Annotated in this window: 25 protein-coding genes and 1 pseudogene; 19 read left to right on the forward strand and 7 right to left on the reverse strand. The window is 62.5% G+C overall.

Going from position 1 to position 17,967, the window contains the following annotated elements; all coding sequences use genetic code 11:
- On the forward strand, positions 1-385 hold a 385-nt coding region (locus tag VGZ23_00835), incomplete at its 5' end, for a hypothetical protein (GenBank protein ID HEV2356153.1).
- Positions 289-699: a cation:proton antiporter gene (locus VGZ23_00840; protein ID HEV2356154.1), complete on the forward strand. Its 411-nt coding sequence runs from the start codon at positions 289-291 to the stop codon at positions 697-699. The genes VGZ23_00835 and VGZ23_00840, both read left to right, overlap by 97 nt.
- A 17-nt stretch (positions 700-716) precedes the next feature.
- Here VGZ23_00840 and VGZ23_00845 read toward each other — a convergent pair whose 3' ends face one another.
- Positions 717-929 (reverse strand): hypothetical protein, encoded by a 213-nt coding sequence (locus VGZ23_00845; protein HEV2356155.1) that lies wholly within the window; start codon positions 927-929, stop codon positions 717-719.
- 627 nt (positions 930-1,556) lie between these two features.
- Here VGZ23_00845 and VGZ23_00850 point away from each other — a divergent pair.
- From VGZ23_00850 to VGZ23_00890, 9 genes are all read left to right on the forward strand, one after another.
- Positions 1,557-2,321 (forward strand): GntR family transcriptional regulator, encoded by a 765-nt coding sequence (locus tag VGZ23_00850; protein HEV2356156.1) that lies wholly within the window; start codon positions 1,557-1,559, stop codon positions 2,319-2,321.
- 127 nt (positions 2,322-2,448) lie between these two features.
- Positions 2,449-3,711, forward strand: coding sequence for an alkyl sulfatase dimerization domain-containing protein (locus tag VGZ23_00855; GenBank protein HEV2356157.1), 1,263 nt, complete (start codon positions 2,449-2,451; stop codon positions 3,709-3,711).
- 37 nt (positions 3,712-3,748) lie between these two features.
- A complete protein-coding gene (locus VGZ23_00860) occupies positions 3,749-4,813 on the forward strand; it encodes an ABC transporter substrate-binding protein (protein ID HEV2356158.1) in 1,065 nt (354 codons plus the stop codon).
- Positions 4,814-4,957: 144 nt separating this feature from the next.
- Entirely contained in the window at positions 4,958-5,191 is a 234-nt protein-coding gene (locus tag VGZ23_00865) for a hypothetical protein (GenBank protein ID HEV2356159.1), read from the forward strand.
- A 110-nt stretch (positions 5,192-5,301) separates the two neighbouring features.
- Positions 5,302-6,018: an ABC transporter ATP-binding protein gene (locus VGZ23_00870; protein HEV2356160.1), complete on the forward strand. Its 717-nt coding sequence runs from the start codon at positions 5,302-5,304 to the stop codon at positions 6,016-6,018.
- Positions 6,005-6,853, forward strand: a complete 849-nt coding sequence (locus tag VGZ23_00875; GenBank protein HEV2356161.1) for an ABC transporter permease — start codon at positions 6,005-6,007, stop codon at positions 6,851-6,853. The genes VGZ23_00870 and VGZ23_00875 overlap by 14 nt, the downstream gene beginning before the upstream one ends.
- A 55-nt stretch (positions 6,854-6,908) precedes the next feature.
- Entirely contained in the window at positions 6,909-7,649 is a 741-nt protein-coding gene (locus tag VGZ23_00880; protein ID HEV2356162.1) for an ABC transporter permease, read from the forward strand.
- Between the two features lie 40 nt (positions 7,650-7,689).
- Positions 7,690-8,523, forward strand: coding sequence for an amidohydrolase family protein (locus VGZ23_00885; protein ID HEV2356163.1), 834 nt, complete (start codon positions 7,690-7,692; stop codon positions 8,521-8,523).
- Positions 8,524-8,566: 43 nt separating this feature from the next.
- Positions 8,567-9,529, forward strand: a complete 963-nt coding sequence (locus VGZ23_00890; GenBank protein ID HEV2356164.1) for a Gfo/Idh/MocA family oxidoreductase — start codon at positions 8,567-8,569, stop codon at positions 9,527-9,529.
- A gap of 33 nt (positions 9,530-9,562) precedes the next feature.
- On the opposite strand, the gene VGZ23_00895 is transcribed toward VGZ23_00890, so the two are convergent.
- The 3 genes from VGZ23_00895 to VGZ23_00905 form a co-directional block, all read right to left on the reverse strand.
- The gene (locus VGZ23_00895; protein ID HEV2356165.1) at positions 9,563-10,078 is read right to left on the reverse strand and encodes a hypothetical protein; all 516 of its coding nucleotides are present in this window, start codon (positions 10,076-10,078) and stop codon (positions 9,563-9,565) included.
- A 288-nt stretch (positions 10,079-10,366) separates the two neighbouring features.
- Positions 10,367-10,648: a type II secretion system protein gene (locus tag VGZ23_00900; GenBank protein HEV2356166.1), complete on the reverse strand. Its 282-nt coding sequence runs from the start codon at positions 10,646-10,648 to the stop codon at positions 10,367-10,369.
- On the reverse strand, positions 10,645-10,896 hold the full coding sequence (locus tag VGZ23_00905; protein HEV2356167.1) for a hypothetical protein: 252 nt from the start codon (positions 10,894-10,896) through the stop codon (positions 10,645-10,647). The genes VGZ23_00900 and VGZ23_00905 overlap by 4 nt, the downstream gene beginning before the upstream one ends.
- Positions 10,897-11,385: 489 nt before the next feature.
- On the opposite strand from VGZ23_00905, the gene VGZ23_00910 reads away from it, so the two are divergent.
- The 5 genes and pseudogenes from VGZ23_00910 (at position 11,386) to VGZ23_00930 (ending at position 13,769) form a co-directional block, all read left to right on the forward strand.
- On the forward strand, positions 11,386-11,826 hold the full coding sequence (locus VGZ23_00910; protein HEV2356168.1) for a hypothetical protein: 441 nt from the start codon (positions 11,386-11,388) through the stop codon (positions 11,824-11,826).
- A gap of 74 nt (positions 11,827-11,900) precedes the next feature.
- Complete coding sequence (locus VGZ23_00915; protein ID HEV2356169.1) at positions 11,901-12,266, forward strand: antitoxin Xre/MbcA/ParS toxin-binding domain-containing protein; 366 nt, start codon at positions 11,901-11,903, stop codon at positions 12,264-12,266.
- Between the two features lie 42 nt (positions 12,267-12,308).
- The gene (locus VGZ23_00920) at positions 12,309-12,794 is read left to right on the forward strand and encodes an RES family NAD+ phosphorylase (GenBank protein HEV2356170.1); all 486 of its coding nucleotides are present in this window, start codon (positions 12,309-12,311) and stop codon (positions 12,792-12,794) included.
- 330 nt (positions 12,795-13,124) lie between these two features.
- Positions 13,125-13,376, forward strand: a pseudogene (locus VGZ23_00925) (helix-turn-helix domain-containing protein).
- A 78-nt stretch (positions 13,377-13,454) separates the two neighbouring features.
- A complete protein-coding gene (locus VGZ23_00930; GenBank protein ID HEV2356171.1) occupies positions 13,455-13,769 on the forward strand; it encodes a transposase in 315 nt (104 codons plus the stop codon).
- 23 nt (positions 13,770-13,792) lie between these two features.
- Here the strand turns inward: VGZ23_00930 and VGZ23_00935 are convergent, their stop codons facing one another.
- A complete protein-coding gene (locus tag VGZ23_00935) occupies positions 13,793-14,056 on the reverse strand; it encodes a hypothetical protein (GenBank protein HEV2356172.1) in 264 nt (87 codons plus the stop codon).
- A 342-nt stretch (positions 14,057-14,398) separates the two neighbouring features.
- On the reverse strand, positions 14,399-14,887 hold the full coding sequence (locus VGZ23_00940; GenBank protein HEV2356173.1) for a DinB family protein: 489 nt from the start codon (positions 14,885-14,887) through the stop codon (positions 14,399-14,401).
- Between the two features lie 749 nt (positions 14,888-15,636).
- Between VGZ23_00940 and VGZ23_00945 the strand changes: the two genes are divergently transcribed.
- Positions 15,637-16,086: a JAB domain-containing protein gene (locus VGZ23_00945; protein ID HEV2356174.1), complete on the forward strand. Its 450-nt coding sequence runs from the start codon at positions 15,637-15,639 to the stop codon at positions 16,084-16,086.
- 174 nt (positions 16,087-16,260) lie between these two features.
- Here the strand turns inward: VGZ23_00945 and VGZ23_00950 are convergent, their stop codons facing one another.
- A complete protein-coding gene (locus VGZ23_00950) occupies positions 16,261-16,761 on the reverse strand; it encodes a methylglyoxal synthase (GenBank protein ID HEV2356175.1) in 501 nt (166 codons plus the stop codon).
- A 458-nt stretch (positions 16,762-17,219) separates the two neighbouring features.
- On the opposite strand from VGZ23_00950, the gene VGZ23_00955 reads away from it, so the two are divergent.
- Together VGZ23_00955 and VGZ23_00960 are read left to right on the forward strand one after the other, a co-directional pair.
- Positions 17,220-17,414, forward strand: coding sequence for a hypothetical protein (locus VGZ23_00955; protein HEV2356176.1), 195 nt, complete (start codon positions 17,220-17,222; stop codon positions 17,412-17,414).
- Positions 17,415-17,661: 247 nt separating this feature from the next.
- The gene (locus VGZ23_00960; protein HEV2356177.1) at positions 17,662-17,880 is read left to right on the forward strand and encodes a hypothetical protein; all 219 of its coding nucleotides are present in this window, start codon (positions 17,662-17,664) and stop codon (positions 17,878-17,880) included.
- The last annotated feature ends 87 nt before the right edge of the window (positions 17,881-17,967 follow it).

Raw genomic sequence — 17,967 nt, forward strand, 5'->3', positions numbered from 1 at the left:
CCTCGGCACGGTGCTCGAGGGCGAGGCGGTCGTCAACGACGCCGTGGCGATCGTCCTGTTTGGCCTGGCCGGCGCCACCGCGCCCGGCGTGGGCGCCCTGGTCGGAACGGCCGTCGCCTACGCGCTCCGGGGGGTCACCGAACCCGTGGTCGAAGCGATCCGCAGCTTGGTGGCGGCGGCCGCGGCGTACGTCGCGGCCGAGGCGATGCGCGCGAGCGGCGTCATCGGCGTGGTCGCCGCGGGCGTTGCGTTCGCGTCACTCCCGCGGGACAGGAGACCGTGCGCGTCGTGTGGGACGTGGTCGCCTTCCTCGCCAACTCCGCGCTGTTCTTGCTGGTCGGCCTGCTGGTACCGCTGTCGCTGCTCGCGCGCCACGCGGGGCTGATCGCCATCGTCGTCGTGGCTGCGCTCGGCGCGCGCGCGCTCGCCGTCTACGTCTGTGCGGGGGTGCTGGCGCGGCCGGACGCCCCGGTCCCGATGCCCTGGCGTCACGTCCTGGTCTGGGGCGGACTACGCGGCGGCGTCGCGGTGGCCCTGGTGCTCGCGCTTCCGCTGATGCTACCTCGGCACGACGCGGTCGCCGCGGCGATTCTCGGATTGGTCGTCTGGACGCTGGTCGGTCAGGGGTTGCTCGTGGGACCGGTTACTCGCTGGACCGGGTTGCACGGACCCCGGAGCCCCCAGGCCGACGCGCCGTAGGCCGCCTCCCCAACTCGTCAGGTACGGTCGTCTTCGGCTTCGCGGTCGAGCCCTTCCAACCGGGCGCGCCATCGCTCGTCGAGCAACCGCTCGGCCTGCTCGCGCGTGACCCCGTTGACAACGAGCCGTTCCTCGCCGGCCGGGTCATCACACGCGGCGACCCAGCGGTGCCTGGCCTCGTCCCACTCCACTACGAGGCCGGTCATCGCGGCCCGCTCCTCGTCGATCATCGGGGAGCCCTCCTATCAACACGCATCGGGCAGCGGCGCCTCGTACTCCGCTGCCGCCGGGACGTACTGGCTCACGCCGTCGGCATCAACGGCAGGGTTTGCTCCGCCAACGGTCTCGATTTGGATTTTCAAGGCTGTTCCGGCACTCCCTGCTTGCCCACCGCCGCCATGAAGACTGCCCCCGTGCATCACCGCGGGCGCTCGGCTGAATATCATGGGGTTGGCGATCGTGAACCATGTGTACACCTCGGGAATCTCCCGCCACCCCCGCGTGAGGCTGGGGTAGTGCACGAGTTCGAGACCCGGCGCGTGCGGGGGACGCGCAAAACGGAACGAGCGGCGTCTCACTATGCGGGGACGGAGCAAGGATGGCCATCGACCGGACAGCCCCCCGGCGCGTCCCCAACTCGGCTTTGCTCCTTGGGCAATGTTTCGACGAGCTTCAGGACTCACCGTGCACACTAGTTCTCCAGCGGCGTAGCCGCTTTCGTCCATTCGCGCAGCTCCTGTTCGGTTTCTGACGGAAGGGTTTCAGAAGACAAAATGGAAGTCTCCAGTTGAAAATCATACAGGATTAAGCACTATGCTATATGCGCCATGGACTGTTTGATTGGCATCACCCGGGAGATGGTTGTGCGAGGCAACAATCGGGTTCAGGCAACAGCATCGCGAACGGTGCTAGCGGAGCCTGTCTATGAGGCACTCAAGGGTCGCATTATGGATCAGAAGTTACGTCCCGGTGCCCGGATCAACATAGACGGGTTGGCCGCCGAAATGGGAGTGAGCCAAACCCCAATCCGTGAGGCTCTGAAGCAGCTTGCGACTGAAAGGCTTGCAACGGCTTCGCCCTTCAGAGGCTACTCCGTTGTGCCACTTCCAACCCAACGACAGCTTGCGGAACTCATGCACGTGCGGCGGTTGCTCGAGGTCGAGGCCGGGCGGCAAGCGGTTGTGCGCGCAACGTTGGCGGATCTTCGACGGCTGGAGCGTGAACTCGAGGCGATGGCCAAACTCACGCCGGGGCCGACTTTTCGCGATTTCCGACCGTTCAGCCAGCATGATCGGGCGTTTCACGAGCACCTGATCACGGCGGCAGATAATCAGGTCTTGCTGGAAGTGTACCGTTCTCTCAACGTACACGTCCAAACAGGCCGACTTTACTATAACCGGGGAGAAGTAGACTATGCCGAGGCGCTGGTTGAGCACCGTGGCATCTACGAGGCCTTGCGAAACAGAGATGTAGACGTACTGACTGCGGCCATCGTTACGCACATCGACGGTGCAGAACGCAGGCTCGGGGAGTTTCTGGAGCCGGTTGCAGATGCCAGGGCGAAGGCCATCGCGATCGCCGCGGAGCGTCTAGTGCACGTACACAAGGTTCGATCACGATGACTCCGCAGCCGCCGCCGTCTTGGACCTGCCCCCCTTTTATTGCGGCACTACCTCGTGAACCAAATGTCACGCGTTTCGTGGACCATCTGACGCACGTCAAGTGTAACGTCGCGAGGTTGGCACCGTGATGAGCGGAGAAGATCTTATCGAACTCGCAGACCGGCTTTGGCGCGGAGATGTGCCGATCGAGAAAAATAGCCCCTTTCTCCACTTAGGTACGTTGGTAGAGGTTGCTCCGCGGACCGCATTTATCGCGTCCGCCGGCAACGTCAGCGCCTTCGAAACGGACGCCGGACTTGTGTTGGTGGATACCGGGAGCGAGCCCTGGGCCGGCAAGGTTCACGAGGCCCTTCGCCTTTGGTCATCCGCACCGGTGCACACCATCATCTACTCGCACGGCCATCCTGACCACGTATGGGGTATTGTTCTGTTCGACGAGGAAGCGAGAACACGAGGGCTGCCTCGGCCCCGACTCGTCGCACATGAGGACGTGCCTCGCCGATTTGACCGGTATCTTCGGACGACCGGATACAACACCACGATCAATCAACGCCAATTCCAAGATCCCAATATCCGCTGGCCCGTCCAATACCGATACCCGGATCAGACATATCGCGACACCCTTACGTTGGAGATCGGCGGCGAGCGGTTTGAACTTCACCACGGTCGCGGCGAGACAAATGACCACACCTGGATTTGGGCGCCTGTCCGGAAGGTACTCTGCTCTGCCGACTTCTTCATCTGGGCAATTCCCAATGCGGGAAATCCGCAGAAAGTGCAGCGGTACGCCGGCGACTGGGCCGCGGCGCTGCAAGAGATGAGCGCCTTGGACGCCGAGGTGTTGCTGCCCGGGCACGGGCTGCCGGTCCTCGGTTCTGATCGGATCCGCCAGACCTTGACCGAGACCGCGGAGCTCTTGACGTCGTTGGAAACGCAGGCGCTGGCGCTGATGAACCAGGGTTCGCGTCTGGACGAGATCATCCACGGCGTCAAGGCTCCCGAACACCTCACTCGGCGTCCGTACCTGCGCCCCATTCTCGATGAGCCGGAATTCATTGTCCGCAACATCTGGCGATTATACGGCGGCTGGTGGGATGGGAACCCGGCCACGTTAAAGCCGGCGTCCGAAGCGGACCTCGCGCGAGAGATCGCCCGCCTCGCAGGCGGCCCGCTGCGACTTGCGGAGAGGGCCCGCGCCCTCGCGGGCGCGGGTGATCTGCGCCTTGCTGGCCACTTGGCCGAGTTGGCCGCGCTGGCAGCGCCACGGGACGGCCGTGTCTGGGCAATTCGGGCGGATGTGTTTCGGCAGCGGGCTGCCGCGGAACAGTCAAGTATCGCAAAAGGGATCTTTGGATCGGTCGCAACGCAAACACAGGGGCCTCCATCGTGATTGACTTCACGTCAAGAGAGGACGAGGTGGACGCACAATGAGATCGTGGCGCTGGGTGGTGGTATTGATCTTCACAGCGGTGGTCACGATGCTCACCGGGAACGGCGGGGGCGCATCGGCACAGAATACGTTCACCCCGGTGGCGATTGGTGTGGTCGCGGCCGTCGATGAAGTGAGTGTCTTTGCGTCCGTCGATAACGGGATATATCGAAAACACGGGCTTGACGTAAAGGTGACCGTGTATCCAACTGGCGTGGAGGTCGTGAACGCGCTCGCGGCCGGCCAGATTCAGATCGGCATGGTGGGACCTACGCCATTTGTTGCAAGCGCCAGCAAGGGTGTCCCGCTTGTGCTGATCGTTGTGAATCACGGTACGCCGAACTCGATGTCATACAGCGCCAACCAAGGCATCGTCGCAAGCGCCAAATCAGGGGTGCGAGTCGGCGATCTTAAGGGTCTGGCGGGTAAGAAAATCGGCGTTCCCTTCGGGGCGGACCCACAGCCGTATCTGGACAGTGTGCTTGCCGGAGCCGGCGTCAGCCCCCAGGGGGTCACCCTGGTCAACCTCTCCCCGCCAGATGCGGCGGTGGCGCTCAGACAGGGGGCCATCGATGCCGCCGCGCTCTTCGAACCATGGACCACGGTGGTGCTCGCGGAAGTGCCGGGGTCGGTACGAGTGGTCGAAGGTCATGCGCCGAGTTGGTTCGGTCCAGGTATTGGCGTCACCACACGCCAAGAACTGGCGCAACAGCGCAATGTGCTGGTCCGTGTCCTTGCTGCGCAGGCCGAAACCGAGCAGTGGGTGCGCCACAACTTGGACAAAGCGGCGCAAGTTGATACGCGATGGATCACAGGCCTCAACTCCGAGGTGGCGACTCGGGCGATTCGCTACCCTGTGTTCGACATGCGGATTTCCAAGCTGACGATTGAGGGGTTCAACAAGAACTACATCCCGGCTTTGGTGAAATTGGGTGTCCTCCATGCCGCGGTGGATATCGCCAAGTTTACCGACGCGTCCGTCATCTTGCAGGTACAGCGGGACTCTCCTCAGCTGTTCGACGATCTGCCTCCGATCGCACCTCGAAACCAGCTCAGGGAATGAAAACAGCGCGAAGTTATGATCAATCGGCGACAAGGTTGGCGAGTGCTCGGGGCCCTGAGGCACGTCAGTGTGCTGGCGACCGTCGTGATAGTTGGGACGGCCTTGGGTTGGAGTCTATTCAATCGTCTTGAAGCGCCAAGGCGGATGACCCCGCAGCTTCGCGCGGCGCTGGCGACGCATGCTGCTCCGCAGGATATCGTGGTCGACGTGAACTTCAGCATCGAAGCGTTCCACATCACGTATTTGCAGCGTGAAGGGCATATTGTGAGAGTCGAAAGGCGCCGAGTGTATCTTGACGAAGTCTCCCCCGCCAATATCTGGGCGGTCGCCCGGAACTATTGGGTCGCTCGGGTCGCGCTCCAAACACACCCCCAATGAGGACGGCATCAGACAATGCGGATGCGTGCCCCCCGAAGATCTGCGTTCAAGACCTGAACTACTCATACATCGATCCATACACACGCACACAGATTGACGCGGTCCAGGATTTGAGCCTCGCCGTGGCGAGTGGCGAATTCGTCTGCGTCCTCGGGCCCAGCGGATGCGGCAAATCGACTCTGCTGAACCTCATCGCTGGACTGCTCAGCCCCACGAGCGGAAAGATCTTCGTTGATGGGACCCCGGTTCGCGGGCCCGGGCCGGACCGTGGAATGGTCTTTCAAGAGTATGCGCTTCTGCCTTGGAAACAAGTCCGTGACAACGTCGGGTTGGGCCTACGTCTCCAAAGAGTCCCGCGCCGGGAGCAGGCGCTGCGCATCGCTGATGTCATCGATCTCGTGGGATTATCTGGGTTTGAAAACAAATACCCGCACGAGCTCTCCGGCGGAATGAAACAGCGTGTCGCCGTCGCCCGGACGCTCGTCACCAAGCCGAAGGTCATGTTGATGGATGAACCCTTCGCGGCGGTGGACGCGCAGACTCGACAAACGTTGCAGGAGGAACTCGTCCGCATCTGGCAAGCGACACGTCAAACGATCGTCTTCGTCACCCACTCCGTGGAGGAAGCGACCTTCCTGGCCGATCGCGTAGTCATCCTGAGCGGGCGGCCGGCCCGGCTCAAAGAAGCTGTGGACATCGACACCGATCGGTCGCTGCGGCATATCTCACACGCGCGTCTTGCGAGCCTCCGCGATCGCATCGCGCGTACGGTCCGCAGCGAGGTTCAGAAGGAGCCAAGCGAGGCGAACGGCCGTGGCGCTGGCTAACACAAGCACATATCCGAATCGGCCTCCGCGTCACGCGTCGTGGCTCGGCTTCGCTGTGCTTCCGATCATGCGGCTGGTGGCAACGTTGTTCCCCTTCGCCGTGTTGATTGCGGCGTGGCAAGTGTCGGTCATGTGGCTCGGGCTCCCCGGCTATCTCTATCCGTCTCCGGAGTCGGTCGTGATCGCCGGCGGAGACTTGATCAAAAATGGCATCCTCCTTTCCTACACCGTCGACAGCATGTATCGCTACACTATTGGGTGCGTGATCGGAATCCTCATCGGGATTCCGCTGGGTTTAGTGATCGTCACCAACCGTTTTGTGTCCGCGATGTTGACGCCGATCCTGAATTTTTTCCAGTCGATTGTGGAATTGGCCTGGATTCCCATTTTCGTGCTGTGGTTCGGCTATGGCCTGACGACGATCGTCGTCAGTATTGCGTATGTCGTCACCTTCTTGGTGACCTACAGTACGATTCAGGGCGTACGTCGCATTCCACCGCTCACAGTGAACGCCGTCCGTGTACTCGGCGCAAAGCGATGGTTTCTCGCCCGGGAGGTAATGCTCCCAGGTGCGCTTCCAGACATTGTGACGGGCATCCGGCTTGGGGCGGGATTTGCGTTCCGTGCGCTCATTGGTGCGGAGTTGATTGCAGCCCATTCGGGTCTTGGATACCTTCTCTTCTACGCCCGCCAGCAAGGGGTTACCAGCAGAATCATCGTCACCATGGCGATATTGGGCCTACTCTGGCTAGGGCTCGATCGCCTTTACTTGAAACCGATCGAACAAGCCACGGTGGAACGGTGGGGAATGGTCACCACGACGGAGTGGGGATAGGGTGATTTCTCGTTTGGGCACACGAGCATGCGAGGCGGTCCGCCAGAGGCCGGCAGTGCTGGCCGTGACGGGTAGCATCGCGGTGTGGGTGCTCGTGACGCAAGTTGCGGCCATACCTTCCTATAAACTGCCACCACCGCAGATGGTGGGGCAGGTCGGCTGGCATCTCCTGACCAGCGGGCAATTGTCAGCCAATGCGTGGGTGAGTTTCTGGCGGCTTATTCTTGCGTTTGCCATCGGCGCGGGATTGGCGATTCCCCTTGGGCTGGGGATCGCAACCAACCGGTACGTCGCCTCGTTCTTACGACCCCTCGTGACGTTCTTCAACTCGGTAGCCGGTATCGCCTGGATCCCGCTGGCGATCATCTGGTTCGGGTTCGGTCCAAGCGCCGTGATCTTCGTTGTGGCGAATAACGTGTTCTTCATCGTGCTGTTCAATACGGTCACGGGCGCGCTAACCATTCCGCAGCATCTCATTCGAGCGGTCCGGACGCTGGGCGGAGGGCCCCGGGATGTTTTCTGGCACGTTATTCTGCCCGGGGCACTGGTGAACATTCTGGGCGGCCTCCGCACCGGGATGGCGTTCGGCTGGCGCGCCCTTGTCGTGGCGGAGATTGTCGGATCGTCGGGGACGGGGCTTGGCTATATGATCCTCAATGCTGCGCGGTACTTCGACACCGCGACGATGCTGGTTGGCATTTTTGCCGTTGGAGTGGTCTGGTTGTTCATGGATCGTCTGCTGCTCAAGCCCTGGGAAATGCGGACGGTGGAGCGCTGGGGGCTCACCCAACCGTGACGCAGATGCGGACACACGCGCAAGCTACAAGGTAAACCGCATGAGGATCGACAGTCACCAGCATTTCTGGCAGGTGAGTCGGGGGGACTATTACTGGATGTCGCCGGCGGTCCCGGTATTGTACAGGGATTATTACCCTGAGGACCTGAAGCCGCATCTCACCAGCAATAATATCGACAAGACAATTCTGGTCCAAGCGGCTCCCACGGTTTCGGAGACCGATTTTTTACTCGGCCTGGCGCACCGCCACGACTTCGTAGGCGGAGTCGTAGGGTGGCTGGACATGGAAGGGACTGATTTTCCCGATCAGCTCGCGAAGTACTGCGAGAAGCGGAAATTTATCGGGCTTCGGCCCATGCTCCAGGATCTTGCGGAAGACGATTACGTTCTAAAACCCGCCGTTGTCAGATCCCTTAAGCTGGTGGCCGAGCGCGGCTTGACCTTTGACTTCCTCACCTATGTGCGCCATTTGCCTTACGTCCTCCGGGTTCTCGACAAGGTGCCGAATGTACGAGCGGTGATCGACCACATTTCCAAACCCGAGATAAGGGCGCAAAAGATGGAGCCCTGGAAGTCGCTCCTCGGTGAGGTCGCGCAGCATGAGAACGTGTACTGTAAACTCTCCGGAATGATTACGGAAGCAGATCACACGGCGTGGACGCCCGAGCACATCCGGCCATACGTGGAACACGTGATGGAATGTTTCGGCGCGGAACGTGTACTGTTCGGAAGCGACTGGCCTGTTTGCCTGCAGGCCGGAACATACGATCAGGTGATTGAGGTCGTTTCAACGATCTTGGCGCCTGTCTTGGACAAAGCCCGCGAAGGAAAAGTCTTTGGGTCCAATGCCGCGCGATTTTACGGGATCCGTTAGTCCAAGTCTGGGAGGTGCGCCAGTTCGCGATCGAAAAATTGGTGTGGCCTTTATCGGCGCAGGAATTGTGGCGGAAATGCATGGGCGGGCCATCGCCGCGAAACCGAACGCAGAGCTCCTCGGCGTATACGATCCAAAGGTTGCGCGCGCCCGGAACGTTGCCAAACAGTTCGGCGGAAAAACTCTTCGGAGCATCGACGATGCGCTACAAGATGCCGCGGTAAGCGCGGTGCACATCCTGACACCGCCTGAAGGCCACGTCGAGGCGGCACTCAAGAGCCTCCGGGCGGGGAAACACGTTTTGGTGGAGAAGCCCGTCGCCTGGCGGGCTGCGGATATTAAGCGACTGCAATCAGCGGCAAAAAGAGCGGATCGGATTTGCATGCCCGCGCATAATTACATTTATAATGCCTCGTTGCAACGCGCCCGACGCCTGATCGACGAGGGCAGGTTTGGCCGGATATCCAGCCTGTGGATACTATACAATGTCTATCACCCCGAGGCGGTAGCCAGCCGTTACGGCGGCGTCTTGCGGGCGGTCTGCGTCCACCACGCATACTCCTTGCTCTATCTCCTCGGGCGGCCGCGGCGGTTGATGGCAACGGCCTCCAAAGTGCACTATCGGCGGTTAACCTGCGAAGACCAGGTCATGATCGTGTGCGACATGCCGAACGGCGCCATAGCAAACTTGTGGTGCAGTTTCGCCGCCAAAGACCTTGCTCACGATCCCTGGACCGTCGTGTATAAAGTCCTTGGAACGAAGGGAGCCCTCACTTACACGTGGAACGAAGCGCAGGTTCAAGACGACCGCGGGCCCGGATGGGGACTCCCCTGCTATGAGGAAGGATTCCGCAACGAGATTGATCACTTTATTGACCGCTGTGTCGCTGAAGGAAAGCAACCGCTCTCGACGCTAACCGAGGCACTGGATGCCTTGCGTATAATAGAGGCCGCCGAACGATCATGTCGCCGGCGTGCGGGAATGGAAACTGTCAATTACGATTGACCAAATGGCATCGGGGCGGCTACTCATTGGTCTCTAACGTGGACTCGTCACGAGGATTCCCACCGGCACAACGTCTCCCGCATCGTTCCGGAGCCGCCACGTTACGCTGACACGATCGCGAAGCGACGACAGTCGGATGACCCCCATCTCCACACTGCCCACCGCGATCATCCCTGGCGCGCCGGGGTCCATCTGCCGAACATCAATAGGCTGTCCACCTGTAGCCTGCACCTCGTGCGGATCAGCATGCAGGGTGCCATTCGTGTTGTTCTGGAGGACGTAACTGAGGTACAGAAGGCTCCCCGTCACCATAGGGATCACGTGGACGGCGATCCCCGCCGGTGCACTCACGGTAACGCCGAGATCGACCTGCGCCAGTGTTGGGGGCGCGGTCCCATGCGCTGGTTGAGGCGGCGCTGCGGCGAGCGACGGCGCCTGTTGAGGCGTCCGTGGCGCGCCTGCGGTCACCGCATCGTGACTGGCTAGCACGTCAACAAGCATGTGCTGCTGCGCCGCATTGAGCATCCGGACCAGCGTGCTCAGTGACACCAACGACGGGACCGCAGGTAGTCCAACACGGCTTGTCGCTGATCGGGAGATAGTGTGGCAATGAAACTGCCCACAGCGTTCCCTGGGGGATCGGCTACATCCGCTGGCGACGCCAGCGTCGGATCGGGCTGTCTGAGGGGCGCCTGCGTGTGGGTCGGCGCAGCGCTCGCAGCCCTCACAGCGGAGCCGCTGAGTGAAATCAGCCGGATTCCCGCTTCGGTGCCGATTGACACTGCAAGTTTGGCGCTTAGCCCGTCTCCGAGGCCGAGCGCCACCACGGTGCTTCCCTCACGCACCGGCACGAGCAAAACCGTGCTGCCGTGAACGATCGGATGAACCAGCCCCGGAGGCGAGTCCGTGCCACGTTGTGCCGTTTACAGGAATCCCGCGGCCGCTGCGGACCTGCTCGGGCTCCTGCTGCATGAGGCGCCGCGCCTGCGCGCCCAGCATGGCGCGCTGCCCGGCCTGGGTGGCCTGCGCGAGCGCCACGACGAGCATGCCGCCCACGACCGCCAGGATGACGGCCGCCACAAGCGCCTCCGCGAGCGTCGAGGCCCGCCGACGCCTCACCGGCCGGCTCCCGTGGCCCGTATCAGGCGATCAAACCCGTCGCGCCGCACCGCGGCCTCACGGGCCGTCTCTTCGCTGATCTTGCCCAGTCGCACCAGCTCGACCAGTGCGCGCTCCATCGTTGGACACCCGGCGTCGATACTCTGCTCCATGAGCGTGTACAGGGCGCTCGGGCGGGACGTCCGGATCATCGCCCGCGCCGGCGTGAGCTCGGCCATGGGGCCAAGCAGCACCTCGATCGCTGCCACCCGGCCGCTCAGGCCGACCTGTCGGCAACTTGCACTACCACCGTTGGGCGGCGCGTTCTTTGGATGCGCGCCCGCGTTTCGTCCCCCAGTCGCACCGCCTCAATCTTCGATTAAACTTGTTTAGGTCTCGCGCGTTCGAGGTATCACCGAATGTGTGAACCCCGCGCACGTGCGGGAACGCGGCGGAAGAACTGTGGAGGAAAGGAGGAAGCACACCATGCTCCTGTTCCTGCTGCTCCTCGGCCTCGTCTTGTTTGCGACGGGCCATATGATCCTGCGCTGAGGGTATTTTCAGTACAATATCCGCGCGCCGGTATCGCTCCTCTCCGCCACGGTTTTCTGGGGCGCGTTTGCGACCATTACATCACCACCGCTCTCGCGCTCGTTCTGGTCTTGGCTGATTGCCACTCTGCTCTGGATGAGCATTGTCGGTATTCGTCCATACGGACTCTGTTCGCCCAGGCCGCGGCGTTGCTAGCTGAGCGGCGCGTGCTGATCGTGAGCGGTGCTGCGGGTGGCGCCGACCAGGCGGCGGCGTCCGCCGCGCTTGCGGCCGGGGGTAGTGTCCACCTTGTCCTCCCGTGGCTTACCTACGAGCAGACGTGGGTGCGCTCGGTCCGGTCGCAATACTATGAGCGCGTGAGCGTCGAAGTGTACGATCCTCGCCTGGATCGCGCGTGGACCGAAAGCCTACGGACCTATGATCCGGCGCCAGAGCGGCTGACCTGCGGCATGTTCGCCCTGCACGCCCGCAATTTCGGGATCGTGGCCAATGCGGCTGCGGTGATGGCGGCCGCGAAGGACTCGGCCCAGGGTGGTGGGACCGGCCAGGGTATTCGAATTGCGCGGGGACTCGGTATCCCGGTCATCGATCTCTGGGGGTCAGAGAACGGCGCGGCCCTCAGCAATGCCCTTTCCCCGCCGGCCTGATACGAACCAGCGGCGTAGACAAAGGGTTGCAGGGCGCCTTGATATATGTCAAGATGGTGTTTGAGGAGGTTGCGATGAGTACGGCCACAGCGACGATTGCGCCGCAGAAGCTCCGAAAAGCCCGTACGGTGCTCGGTCTTACTCAGGCTGAGGCCGGGCACGCGCTTGGGCGGGTCCGGGCTGAAACCGTGTCTCGATGGGAAAGCCGCCAGTGGCGGGTGCGGGCTGTGCACGCTCAGACGGCGCGCTACTTCATCCAAATTGCCCGCATGCTCCAGGAAGTTGCGCCGACGGCCGAAGAGCAGCAGGCGTTCCTCAACTCCCCGCAACCTGACTTGCACGGTAAGACGCCCCGCCAAATCATGCTCGACGATCCACCATTCGGTGCCCGCGAGGTCTACGATCTCCTGGGCCGGATCGTGCACGGGATCCCAGCTTAACCCGCTATGCCCGCTGACCGCATCAGCCGCCTGGAGGCGGCGATGGCCGATGTACGCCCTCGAAAGGTTGAGGGCGTTTGGCACCGTTTCATTGCGGAGTCCCACAGGGAGGACGCCGACAGCGACCGAGGAGCGCTTGAGCACGGCGGCCGCTACAATCCTCGTGGCGAGTTTGGTGCCCTGTACCTCTCCGACACCGACACTGCGTGCCGGGCTGAAATGCAACGTCGCGTTGGGATCCGCCCACGGTACTGGCACGCGCATATCCGCGTGCGCGTACGGAAGGCCCTTGATCTGACGGACGCCTCCACGCTCGACAAACTCGGGATCAGTCAAGCGTCTTTGGTGTCTATGGATTGGCTTCTTCCGCAAGACATCGCGCTCGCCGCCCGTCGTGCCGGCTTCAATGCGCTCATCGTACCGTCGGCTGCGGGGGGTCACCGGAACGTCGTCGTGTTCAAGGACCTTCTGACCGGCGACGAAGCTGTTGAAACCGATCGCATTGCAGCTGTGCCAGAAGCTCCGTAGTTGAGGGCCCTTTGGCAGAGAGATGACGGCCACGGACCTGTCCACACGAATATGCGGTGAGGGTTGGTTCTTCCGGTGAAACCGGGATAGCCGCATAGTCAGACGTTGAGGGCAAGGTACCCCACCGGATCCTTGAGCCCGTGCTGCGACGCGCGGTCTCAAGGGAGGGGAAGCACCTTGCCTCAGGCTCACTGTACCAATGTCCTGGTCGGATGGGAAGGGTATCGTCTGAAGGCGCGCGAGCGAAGCGAGCCAGCAAGTCCTGAGCAGCGGCCGCGGGTCGAGATTGTGCTGGTTCGCGACGCCCCCACCTACTGATGCTCGGAATGTGGGCAGGCGACCCGCCAGGTTCATGAGGTCACCGTGCGGTGCGTGCGAGATCTGCCAATCCTCGATGCCGATACCTACGTCTGGGTCCCGCGCTACCGTGTCGCGTGTCCCACGTGCGGTCCGAAGCTCGAAGCGCTGTCGTGGCTGTCGCCGTGGGCGCGCGTCACGAGCCGGCTGGCCGAAAGCGTCGTCCGGCTGTGCCGGGTGCTGCCCATTCAGCACGTCGCCGACTTCTACGCGCTCGACTGGGATACCGTCAAGACGCTGGACGCGGCCGCGCTGGCAGACCGGCTGCTCCCCGTGGATCTCTCGACGATCGAGGCCATCGCGATGGACGAGTTTGCGGTGCGCCGCAGCCATCGGTATGCGCCGGTGATCCTGGAGCCCGCACGCAAGCGCGTCCTGTGGGTGGGCGAGGGTCGAGGGCGAGAGGACGTCCGCCCGTTCTTCGAGCTGCTGGGCCCTGAGAGACGCGCGCGGCTGCACGCCGTCGCGATGGACATGACCGCGGCCTATGAAGAAGAAGTCCGCGCCCAGTGCCCCCAGGCCCGACCCTCCCATCGCACGGCGCTCCGCGCCGGAACGGTACGGCGGTGTACGACGGTCGTTTGCATTGACGCTCGGATCGGGCGCATGCGACAATGAGCACGGTCATGCCGAAGCCATCCTCAAATCCGCGCAAAATACGGGTTGATCCCGTCCAAGCCGCTCTGGAGCGCCTCGCCGAGGCCCATGAGGCGACCCAGGCCGAGCTGCGTGCGCTTACCCGGGAAGTGCGCCAGCTTGCCGAAGCCCAGCGGCGAACCGAAGAACGTCTGGAAGAACTCGCGAACGCGCAGCGGCGGACCGAGAGAAACCTGAATGCCCTCACCGGTATCGTAGGCAATCTCCTCGGGAGTGATCTTGAGCGGAAATACCGCGACAACGCACACGCCTACTTCGGCGGCTGGCGCGCGACGAGTAACTCCACGCCTTTCGCCACTACTGCACGCTCACAGTTCTCCTCCTGATACGGGTTCGAAATAGACTTTGCTAATCGCTCAAAGCGAGAATATCTAGCTGTTAAACAACCGGCAGGTGTAATTCGAGCCCCGCTCGAGGGGCCGAACGCCCGCTGAGCCAAATGCTCAGGTATCAGCGGCGCTCCGCGCCGGAGACGTCAGGCGATCATCGACGGCTCCAGGACCGATGCGTCTTCGCCCTGATCCCGCAGGACTGCGCCGACCCCGTTGGCGCACCTGCGCCTCGCAAAACCTACGTCGGCCACCAGCAAATTAACGTCTCGTTTCGGCGTATTGCGACCGACGCTTTGCGATCGTGCGCAGATGATAATGCACGTGGCCGGCGAAGTGCTCGACCAGCCACTCGAGCGTCTGCGGTCCCGCCTCCGTATTGATCCCAACTTGCTCCCACGCCTCGACAGGCGCACGCGTCAGCATCTCGCTGGTCATGGCCCGGACGGCGCGGAGGAGCGCGAGCGCCCCTTCCATGGATTGTGACCGGTAGTCCAGCACCCGCGCCCACTTGTTCTGATCGAACGAGACCAGCGTGGACCCGGGTTGAGCGAGGACATACCGCATCCGGGCCGCCGCGACGAGGTCGGTGTCGGCTACGTGGACGACGTTTTCGTGAATGCTCCAGTGCTCGGGCGCCGGAGTAAACCGGAGCTCTTCGGAGGGAATGCCGGCCACCGCGGCCTCCAGCAGGCGCGGCCCCTCAGCGTACGAACGGATCAGATCGCTTATGCGGTTGCTCGCCAGCATCGCATCATACCTCCAGTTCGGCGCACCTAAGGTTCGTAATACGCCGTGCAACGCGCCGCGACCTTGCCAAGGCTGCGGCTTGGACAACTCCATGCCTCGCGCGGTCATTCCTGGGATGCAGCGGTTGTTGGACGAGCGGTCGCGCTGACACTCCGGCGGGCGCCGGACAATGGTCGGCCTCGCGCGACCAGGGCTGGAACGTGACGAAACGCCTAGGAGGACGAGCCGTGGGGACTACCTGCGCTAGGGTTCCATTTGCCGTCTTCTGTGAAAACCAGGCGTGCGAGTGCTTCGGCGAGCCGTTCAACGAGTTCGCCGTGCCCGCAGTCGACGCCAACAGGTTCTGCGAAGCGTTCGGTCACGGGGCGGAGGATCCGACCGACTACTGTCCGTCGTGCGGCGCGCTCGGCGTGTTGTCTGAGTTCGACCAACCGGCGTGCGAGTGCGGGTACTGCACCGATGAAGCCGACCGAGTCGGTGGGCTTCCAGTGCGCTGCCCGTCGCGGCGTTGACCTGCAGTCGGTGCCAAGATGGCACCATGAAATTCGACATCGATGTGCTTGATCTTGCGGAGCACGTATTCTTTCGTCTATCTCCTCGGGTGCAAGAGATGCGCCGCGTCTACGGCGAGCCTATGGCCTGCGCCTCCCAGGATGCTGTGGTTCCGCATGGCCACGCACCGGGTGGACGAAATAATCGACGCTCTTGACACCGCGAAACGATAAGCGCTCAAGTCAGAGGACTTACGAGTGTACAGGGTCCCTGTCGTTCGCGTCGCGCTCGTTCGTGACGGCACGGTCAAGTCGGAGACGCGTTCCATCTGCGGGCCCGCTGACGCCGCGGTGGTTCTGCACCAGATCATCGGGGACTACGACCGTGAAGCGTTCGCCGTGTTGCTCGTAGATGCCAAACACCACGTCATCGGCGTTCACATTGCAGGCGTGGGCACGCTCGACAGCGCGCAGACGGGCCCGCGGCAAGTCTTTCGAGCGGCCGTTTTGGCTGGGGCGAAAGCCGTCATCCTCGGCCATAATCATCCGTCGGGCGATCCCACACCGAGCAGTGCCGATCTACACCTGACAAGACGACTCACGAAGGCAGGTGCGTTGCTTGGCATCCCCGTGCTTGATCACATCATCATCGGGGAGTCCAGCCACGTGAGCCTGCGGGAACGTGGGGAGATCGATGCCCCATCCTGACATCTGGCATTCAGTGAGATTGTGAGATTGGCACCGCCCAGCGCACGCTGCGCGTGCGCTGGGCGGGGCAGGGTGGTGCGGGAGGGATGCAAGCCTGTTCGTGACCCCCTCCACGGATTGGAGCAGCTCCCTTTGTCGCCCACCCGGCTTCATGAAGTCATACGTGATTGACAACTATCCCTGGGAAGGTGTCTCTGCAAGCCCCCACTCTTTGATGCGCACCTGCTGGGCCTCACCATGATCGAGGACCAGACTCTCATAGGGTTCGGTCATGAGCGACGACGAGATGATGAAGTCCGCAGAGGCTCGGTTGCAGGCGACCGGGATGTTCCACACGACGGCGATTCGCAGTAGGGCCTTGACGTCTGGATCGTGGGGCTGCGGTTCCAGCGGGTCCCAAAAGAAGATCAGGAAGTCCAAGGCACCCTCCGCGATTCGCGCGCCGGTCTGCTGGTCGCCGCCGAGCGGACCACTTTGCAGACACGTCACGGTGAGGCCGAGTTGCTCCTCGATCAGCCTACCGGTCGTTCCCGTCGCGTAGAGTTCGTGCTCGGCCAGCAGGCCTTTATTGAAGCGCGCCCATTCTAACAGGTCGTGTTTTGTATTGTCGTGCGCGATCAAAGCGATCCGCTTCCGAAGACCCATGGGCCGCGCAACGTATCTCATCGGTTTCATGTATCTCCTTCCAGTAAAGGACGACTAACCGAGACACCGACTGTGCCCTCGATCGTATGGAGTTTTTCCACCTATCACGAACACGTTGCGCAAAGCCAGCATATTCCTGCCGAGTAAAGGTAGCGCGATTTCTCACTTCTTCATCAAGGGTGCCACATCATCGGTTCCGAATGGCGGGACGCTTTGCCATCGTTTCGCTGTGACGCACAAGAACGCGAATCTGTACCGCCTCACGTTGCCCCGCTGGTTGCCTCCCGCACGCAGACACCTCAGCAGTACGCTACCACTGCCGTTCAGAGGGCACTCGGACTTTGACAATCGGCGGCTCCAGCTCTCCTCTCTCCCCCGGGCTTCTCGCCCGCGGGCGACTCCTCACGGCCCCCGAGACTGATCCCCGGTGGCCGGTGGGAGCCGCCCGCACCAGCAAGGGGTAGCCCGAGCCCAGGGAGGGGAGAGCCATGCAGTCCGCACAGACGTTGGCCAGGCCGGGGCAGGCGGCCGTTGACGAACTCGCACCGGTCAACCGGTTCTACGTTACGGTGGATCCGGTGACCCGCGAGGAAGTTGAGCGCGGCGTCGAGGTCCTGCGCCAGCAGGATTACAATCGCTGCTGGCCGGTTCTGGCAATGACGTCCGAGGACGCCGGTTCGTGACCGTCACGGGCTATAGTTTCCGGGGGTATGAGCGTGCCCTGGAGAACGCCCGGCGGTTCGCGTCGCCGTCCCGGTGACCACCGCAGTGCTGCAGGAGCCGCCCGTCACCGGGTGACCCCACGGACGGCCCCTCCCTCCCTTCGCATCCGTCCTGCCCTTCCGCCACAGATCCGTAAATCCGCGTGGCCCCGAGTGCGCGCTTGCCCGCGGAGAAGCTCAGCGATCTTCGTCTCCACGGAGGGGACCGATGATCGATCCCGAGACGACGTACCGTACGTTTATCAGCCACACCCAGCGGTACCGTCAGTGCCGTACCGCCGGTGGAGAGTTGGCGGACGACAGCGCCTTCTGCCCGACCGGCCGCGCCCTTGCTCGCCAGTGGGGGAACGCCAAGATCAGGCAGGCGGCTGTTGAGCGGGAGGCAGAGCACGGGGCCGTGTTCATCGAGGGGGCGGAACCCGTATGAGTTCGATTGATCTCGGCAAGAAGTCTCGCGTCGTCATGAACCACTTCGGGCTCATTGCCACTTCTCGATCCCTGAAGAACAGGCGAC

The organism is bacterium, assembly GCA_035945995.1.
Taxonomy (GTDB): Bacteria; Sysuimicrobiota; Sysuimicrobiia; order Sysuimicrobiales; family Segetimicrobiaceae; genus DASSJF01.